Source organism: Inquilinus limosus MP06 (genome assembly GCF_000767795.1).
GTDB lineage: Bacteria > Pseudomonadota > Alphaproteobacteria > DSM-16000 > Inquilinaceae > Inquilinus > Inquilinus limosus_E.
The window spans coordinates 1-7,400 of sequence record NZ_JANX01000304.1; the positions used below are offsets into that span (position 1 = coordinate 1).

A 7,400-nucleotide genomic window follows, 5' to 3' on the forward strand; every position below is an offset into this window, starting at 1 on the left:
GCCGATGCCCAGCGGCGCTGCCTGGGGTGGCGGGGGGCGGAATGAAGCCGAAGCTGCGGCAGGGCCGGATCGTCGACATCCTGCGGCAGCGCGAGCGCATCTCGGTCGAGGCGCTCGCCGACCTGCTGTCCGCGTCGCGGGAGACGATCCGTCGCGACCTGAACGAGCTGGCGGATCGCGGCGAGGTGCGAAAATTCCATGGCGGCGCGATGCTGCCCGAGCCGGCGGGGGAGGGCGATTTCTCGTCTCGCCTGTCGGAGGCGCCGGCGGAGAAGCGCGCGATCGCGCGGGCCGCCGCCGCCCTGTTTCACCCCGGCGAGTCGCTGCTGGTCGATGCCGGGACGACGACCCTGGTCTTCGCCGAGGAGCTGGCGCGGCGCAGCGGCCTGACGGTCGTCACCAATTGCCTGCGGATCGCCCAGGTCATCGGGCAGGGGCCGGGCGACAACCGGGTCTTCGTCATCGGCGGCGAGTACCAGCCGGATGTCGGCGAGACGGTCGGGGCGCTGGCGGCGGCGCAGATCGCCGGCTTCAACGCCACCCATGCGGTCCTGACCATCGGCGGCCTCGTCGCCGCCGGCGCCTACGACTTCCAGATCGAGGAGGCCGGGATCGCACGGGCGATGGTGGCGCAGGCACAGCACGTCACCGTGATCGCCGACGGCTCCAAGTTCAACCGCCGTGCCCTGTTCCAGGTGTGCCGGCTGGAGGAGATCGACCGCATCGTCGTCGACCGCCCGCCGGACCAGGTCCTGACCGATGCCCTGGCCGATGCGGGCGTCGAGGTGATCGTGGCCTAGCCAGCGGCCGTTCCTCCATCGTGTGATCCGACGAGCCGGCGGGCCTCACGCCTACGGGCGACGACCGCCAGTTACCCAACGGCATGGTTCTGTTGTCGACAGGGTAGATTTATATTCTCTGCAAGATTGTAGACAATTTCGTTGACACCGATTTCGACCCTTCGCTATGGATGTCTGAAAATCAGACAGGGATGGCAGGGGAGAGGCTTGATGCGCTGGGGTCGCGGGCTTTTCGCAGGCATGGTTTCGCTGGGGATCCTGGCCGGCGCGGCGCAGGCCGAGACGCTGCGTTGGGCCGGGCAGCGGGACATCTTCTCGCTCGATCCCTATTCCTACGGGTCGACGTCCAACCTCGCCTTCCTGAACCACATCTATGAAGGCCTGGTGCGCTACACGCCCGAATTCGAGGTGGTGCCGGCGCTGGCCACGGAATGGCACCTGATCGACGGCAAGGTGTGGCGGTTCACGCTGCGCCGGGGCGTCAAGTTCCATAACGGCGCGGACTTCACGGCGGACGACGTCATCGCGTCGATGAAGCGGGTCAGCGATCCGGCATCGCCGCTGCGCGGCAACATCCCGCTCTATGCCGGCGCGACCAAGGTCGACGACTACACGGTCGATATCGCGGTGTCGTCATCGTCGCCGTTGTTCCTGAACGACATGACGAACATCTTCATGTTCGACGCGCAGTGGCTGGCCGACAACGACAGCGAGAAGCCGACCGATGTCGGCGCTAAGGTCGAGGGCTACGCCACCTACCACACCAACGGCACCGGCCCGTTCAAGCTGGAGAGCCGGGTGCCGGACAGCAAAACGGTGCTGGTTGTCAACGACCAGTGGTGGGACGAGAAGAAGCACAATCTGGACCGGATCGAGTTCACGCCGATCGGCTCCGCCGCCACGCGCGTCGCCGCGCTGCTGTCGGGCGAGGTCGACCTGGTCGACGCCGCGCCGATCCAGGACCTGCCGCGGCTGGAGGCCGCCCCCGGCATCAAGGTCGACAAGCGCTCGGACCTGCGGACGATCTCGATCGCCTTCAATCGCCGGGACACGCTGGCCGACGGCCGGGCCAACCCGTTTAACGACATCCGGGTGCGGCAGGCCTTCGACCATGCGATCGACCGCAACCTGATCAACAAGAAGGTGATGCGCGGCTTGGCCCATCCCGCCGGGACGCTGGTGGCGCCGGAGATCCCGGGCTACAGCGCCGCGCTGGACGAGCCGGCCATATACGACCCGGAGCTGTCGCGCAAGCTGCTGGAGGAGGCGGGGCAGACCGGCCTGGCATTCACCTATCTCTGCATGAACGACGAGAGCGTGAATGAGGAGGATGTCTGCGCCGGCATCGTCAACATGCTCAGCCGGGCGGGCTTCAAGCCCAGCCTCGACATCGGGCCGCGGGCCGCGCAGGCGCCGAAGCGCTCCAGCGGGCGGCCGGATGTCTACATGATCGGCTGGGCCAACGAGCCCACCCTCGACGCCTATTCGCTGCTGGTGCAGGTGCTGTCGACCCGACAGGGCGCGGCCGGCGTCGCCAATTACGGTGGCTGGTCCTATCCTGAGCTCGACCGGATGGTCGGCCAGGCCGCGAACGAGCCCGACCGGGCCAGGCGCCTGGAGATCGAGACCGCGGCGCTGAAACTGGCCAAGAACGAGCTGATCATGGTGCCGCTGCATCAGCAGCCGATGGCCTGGGCGATGTCCGACCGGGTCAAGGACGTCGTGATCCGAGCCGACAACAAGCCGCGCCACTGGCTGACCCGGATCGGCGGCTGATCCCGTGGCCTTTCCACGATCCGAAAAGATCCCCGCCAGGGGACGGGATCCTCAAACAGGGAGACGAACGGCATGTTCAGAACACTGGCCCTCGCCGGGCTGATCGCAGCGGGCCTGGCCGCCGCAGCCCAGGCCGAGACGCTGAAATGGGGCGCCTCGCGCGACATCTACTCGCTGGACCCGTATTCCTACGGCGACAGCTACACCCTGTCCTTCCTCAACCACGTCTATGAGGGCCTCGTCCGCTACGACGCCCAGCTGAAGATCGAGCCGGCCCTGGCGACGTCGTGGGAGGCGGTGTCGGACACGGCATGGCGGTTCCATCTGCGCCGGGGCGTGAAGTTCCACAACGGCGCGGATTTCACGGCTGACGACGTGCTGGCCTCGCTGACCCGGGTCAGCGATCCGGTGTCGCCGCTGCGCGGCAACCTGCCGGCCTACAAGGGCGCCAGGAAGGTCGACGATTACACCGTCGATATCGAACTGGTCGGGCCGTATCCGCTGCTGCTGAACGACCTGACCAACATCCACATCTTCGACGCGGGCTGGCTGGCCGAGAACAACTCGCTGAAGCCGACTGATGTCGGCGCCAAGATCGAGGGCTACGCTACCTATCACACCAACGGCACCGGCCCCTACATGCTGGAGAGCCGGGTGCCGGACAGCAAGACCGTGCTGGTCCGCAACCCGGCCTGGTGGGACAAGCCGCAGGGCAATGTCGACCGCATCGAGTTCACGCCGATCACCTCGGCGGCCACGCGCGTCGCCGCCCTGCTGTCGGGCGAGATCAACTTCACCGAGAACGCGCCGGCCCAGGACCTGCCGCGCCTCGCGGCGCAGCCCGGGCTGAAGGTGATGGAGCGCACCGACCTCCGCACCGTGATGATCGGCTTCAACCGCAAGCCGAAGCTGGCCAATGGCGACGACAACCGGTTCAACGACCTGCGCGTGCGCCAGGCCTTCGCCTATGCTTTGGACAAGGACCTGATCCAGAAGCGGATCATGCGCGGCAAGTCGCGGACCGCGGGCGCGATCATCGCGCCGGAGATCCCGGGCTACACCGAGGCGCTGGACGCCGTCATCCCCTATGACCCGGCCAAGGCGAAGGCGCTGCTGGCCGAGGCGGGCGCCACCGACCTGCCGTTCACCCTGGTGTGCACCACCGATGCCTATGTGAACGAGGAGGAGCTGTGCCAGGGCATCGTCAACATGCTCAGCCGCGCGGGCTTCAAGCCGCAGCTGGACATCGCGCCGACAGCGGCCCAGGCGCCGAAGCGCACCGGCGGGCTGGCGGATGTCTACCTGATCGGCTGGGCCAATGAGCCGATGCTCGACAGCTATTCCATCCTGCTGCAGATGATCGAGACCAAGACCGACAAGGCCGGTGTCTTCAACTGGGGCGGCTGGAGCTATCCCGAGATCGACACCCTGATCGTGCAGGCCTCGACCGAGATGGACCGCGGCAAGCGCTTGGCGCTGCAGACCAGGGCGCTGGAGATGGCGAAAACCGAGATCGTCATGCTGCCGCTGCACCAGCAGCCGATGGCCTGGGTGATGAGCGACGAGATCGCGAGCGTCGCGCAGCTGGCCGACAATAAGCCGCGCCACTGGCTGACCCGGTTCGCCGACTAGGTTCACGGGCCGGCGCGGGTGACCCGCGCCGGCCACGATCGCGAGGCCCAACATGCTGGTCTTCATCCTCAGCCGCGTCGCCAACGCCGTCATGGTCATGCTCGCCGTGGCCATGCTGGCCTTCCTGATCTTCCGTCTGGCCGGGGACCCGGTCGAACTGATGGCGAATGAGCAGATGACCCAGGCCGACCGGGACGATCTGCGCGAGCGGCTGGGCCTGAACGACGGCATCGTCACCCAGTTCGGCCGCTTCGTCGCCCACGCAGCACAGGGCGATTTCGGCATCTCCTACCGCAACGGGCAGGACGTGCTGGGCCTGATCGCCGACCGCTTCCCGGCGACGCTAGAGCTGGTGCTGGTCGCCACCGTGATCTCGCTGGTGGCCGGCATTCCGCTCGGGGTGCTGACCGCGATCCGGCGCGGCCGATGGTATTCGGAATCGCTTCAGTTCGTGTCGATCGTCGGCGTCTCGCTGCCCAGCTTCGTCGTCGGCATCCTGCTGATCCTGGTGTTCTCGGTCAGCCTCGGCTGGCTGCCGGCCTTCGGGCGGGGCGAGGTGGTGACCATCGGCTGGTGGTCCACCGGCCTGCTGACTCCCTCGGGTCGCGCCGCGCTCCTGCTGCCGGCCGTCGCGCTGTCGCTGTACCAGATCACCTTGATCATGCGCCTGGTCCGGGCCGAGATGCTGGAGGTGCTGCGCTCCGACTACGTCAAGTTCGCGCGGGCCCGCGGCGTCCCGCGCTGGCGCATCCATTTCCGCCACGCGCTGCGCAACTGCCTGATGCCGGTGGTGACCATGACCGCAATGAACATCGGGTCGCTGATCGCCTTCGCCCTGATCACCGAGACGGTGTTCCAATGGCCTGGCATGGGCATGCTGTTCATCCAGGCCGTGACCTTCATCGATATCCCGGTGATGGCGGCCTATCTCTGCATCATCTCCTTCATCTTCGTCGCGCTGAACACGCTGGTCGACATCGCCTATGCGGTGATCGACCCGCGCCTGCGCGACGCGCGCTGACCGCGGGGAGGCCGGACCGATGACAGCCGATGTGACCAAGCCCGAGCCGGCGGCGGCCCCGGTGCCGCGCGGCTTCGGGCGGCGCCTGCGCGACAGCGACATCTGGTGGTCCTTCACGGCCAGCCCGACGGCGATGGCCGCGGCGCTGATCCTCGGCGTGCTGGTGCTGACCGCGCTGCTGGCCCCGCTCTTCGCGGTGCAGAACCCGTATGACGCCGCCCAGCTCGACATGTGGAAGGCCGAGCTACCGCCGGTCTGGCAGGAGGGCGGCGAATGGCCCTATCTGCTGGGCACCGATACGCAGGGCCGGGACATGCTGTCGGCGATCCTCTACGGCACCCGCATCTCGATCATCATCGGCGTGGCGTCGGTGGCGCTCTCGCTGGTGATCGGGATGAGCGCGGGGCTGGTCTCCGGCTTCTTCGGCGGCATCGCCGACAACGTCCTGATGCGCCTCGGCGACATCACCCTGTCGATCCCGACGATCCTGATCGCGATCCTGGTCTCGACCGTGGTCCGCCAGATGCTGCCGGCCGACCTGCGCGAGATCGGCGCGTCGGCCGTGCTGATCCTGGCCATCGCCCTGTCGGCCTGGGTGCAGTACGCCCGGACCGTGCGGGCCCAGACCATCGTCGAGCGCGGCAAGGAATACGTGCAGGCGGCGCGGCTGCTGAAGGTGCCCGCCCGCCGGATCATGGCGCGCCACATCCTGCCGAACACGCTGACCCCGATCCTGGTCGCGGCGACGCTGAACTTCGGCATGGCGATCCTGACCGAGGCGACCCTGTCCTTCCTCGGCATCGGCATGCCGCCGGGCCAGCCGTCGCTGGGCACGCTGATCCGCATCGGCAACCAGTATCTGTTCTCGGGCTCATGGTGGATCGTGCTGTTCCCGGTGATCCAGCTGTGCCTGCTCGTCGTCACGGTCAACCTGCTGGGGGACTGGCTGCGCGACGTGCTCAATCCGAAACTGAGGTAGGACCGATGAACGACCTGCTGCTGCGCAACATCCGCCCCTACGCGGCCGAAGCCTGCGACCTGCTGGTCCGCGATGGCCGCATCGCCGGCATCGGGCGGTTCGAGCCGGAGCCGGGGATGCCGGTGGAGGAGGGCGGCGGCGCGATCGCCATCCCGGGGCTGATCGACGCCCACACCCATCTCGACAAGACCACCTGGGGCATGCCCTGGCATGTCAACAACCGCCGGGCCGTGCTGCGCGAGCGGATCGATTTCGAGCGCGAGAACCGCACCGCCATCGGCATCGACCCGCACCGCCAGTCGATGCGCCACGCCATCGGCCTGGCGGCGCATGGCGCCACGCATATCCGCAGCCATGTCGACATCGACCCGACCCACGGCCTGGCGCTGGTCGACGGCGTGATGGAGACGCGCGAGAGACTGGCCGGCATCATCGACATCGAGATCGTCGCCTTCCCGCAGTCCGGCGTGATGGTGATGCCGGGCACGGTCGAGCTGCTGGACGCCGCGCTGGCCCAGGGCTGCGAGGTGCTGGGCGGCATCGACCCCTGCGGCATCGACCGCGACCCCAAGGGCCAGCTGGACGCCCTGTTCGCGCTGGCGGTGAAGCACCGCAAGCCGATCGACATCCATCTGCACGAGGCCGGCGACCTCGGCGCCTTCACCATGGAGCTGATCTTCGAGCGCATCCGCGCCAACGGCATGCAGGGCCAGGTGGCGATCAGCCACGCCTTCGCGCTGGGCATGAACGACCATCTCCGCGTCGGCCAGCTGATCGAGCGGATCGCCGAGCTCGACATCGCCATCCTCACCACCGGTGCGCCGTCGGCCACGGTGCCGTCGATCATGCGGCTGAAGCAGGCGGGGGTGCGGGTCGGCGCCGGCTGCGACGGCATCCGCGACACCTGGGGCCCCTGGGGCCAGCCCGACATGCTGGACCGCGCCAGGGTCGTCGGCATGAAGAACGGGCTGCGCCAGGACCATGAGCTGGAGCATGTGCTGCACATCGTGTCGCAGGGCGGCGCGGATGTCATGCGGCTCGAAGGCTACGGCCTGCGCCGGGGCGACCGGGCGGACCTGACGCTGCTGGCCGGCGAGACCCTGGCCCATGCCGTGGTCGACGTCGCGCCGCGGCCGCTGGTGGTCAAAGGCGGCCGGGTCACCGCCCGCCAGGGCCGGGCCGTGGTGGACAT

Annotated in this window: 6 protein-coding genes; all 6 read left to right on the forward strand. The window is 68.1% G+C overall.

What is annotated here, in order from left to right; genetic code table 11:
• Positions 1-41 precede the first annotated feature (41 nt).
• The gene (locus P409_RS20920) at positions 42-800 is read left to right on the forward strand and encodes a DeoR/GlpR family DNA-binding transcription regulator (RefSeq protein WP_034843109.1); all 759 of its coding nucleotides are present in this window, start codon (positions 42-44) and stop codon (positions 798-800) included.
• A gap of 240 nt (positions 801-1,040) precedes the next feature.
• On the forward strand, positions 1,041-2,576 hold the full coding sequence (locus P409_RS20925; RefSeq protein WP_202964747.1) for an ABC transporter substrate-binding protein: 1,536 nt from the start codon (positions 1,041-1,043) through the stop codon (positions 2,574-2,576).
• A 72-nt stretch (positions 2,577-2,648) separates the two neighbouring features.
• A complete protein-coding gene (locus P409_RS20930; protein ID WP_034843114.1) occupies positions 2,649-4,208 on the forward strand; it encodes an ABC transporter substrate-binding protein in 1,560 nt (519 codons plus the stop codon).
• 52 nt (positions 4,209-4,260) lie between these two features.
• Positions 4,261-5,229 carry an ABC transporter permease gene (locus P409_RS20935; RefSeq protein ID WP_034843118.1) on the forward strand — a complete coding sequence of 323 codons (969 nt, stop codon included), beginning with the start codon at positions 4,261-4,263 and terminating at the stop codon, positions 5,227-5,229.
• A 19-nt stretch (positions 5,230-5,248) separates the two neighbouring features.
• The gene (locus tag P409_RS20940) at positions 5,249-6,208 is read left to right on the forward strand and encodes an ABC transporter permease (RefSeq protein ID WP_052121062.1); all 960 of its coding nucleotides are present in this window, start codon (positions 5,249-5,251) and stop codon (positions 6,206-6,208) included.
• A gap of 5 nt (positions 6,209-6,213) precedes the next feature.
• On the forward strand, positions 6,214-7,400 hold a 1,187-nt coding region (locus P409_RS20945), incomplete at its 3' end, for an amidohydrolase family protein (RefSeq protein WP_034843122.1).

What these genes read in the sequence shown, in the direction of transcription:
- P409_RS20920 (WP_034843109.1), top strand. Translation starts at nt 42, where the DNA reads ATGAAGCCGAAGCTGCGGCAGGGCCGGATCGTCGACATCCTGCGGCAG.
- P409_RS20925 (WP_202964747.1), top strand. Translation starts at nt 1,041, where the DNA reads ATGGTTTCGCTGGGGATCCTGGCCGGCGCGGCGCAGGCCGAGACGCTG.
- P409_RS20930 (WP_034843114.1), top strand. Translation starts at nt 2,649, where the DNA reads ATGTTCAGAACACTGGCCCTCGCCGGGCTGATCGCAGCGGGCCTGGCC.
- P409_RS20935 (WP_034843118.1), top strand. Translation starts at nt 4,261, where the DNA reads ATGCTGGTCTTCATCCTCAGCCGCGTCGCCAACGCCGTCATGGTCATG.
- P409_RS20940 (WP_052121062.1), top strand. Translation starts at nt 5,249, where the DNA reads ATGACAGCCGATGTGACCAAGCCCGAGCCGGCGGCGGCCCCGGTGCCG.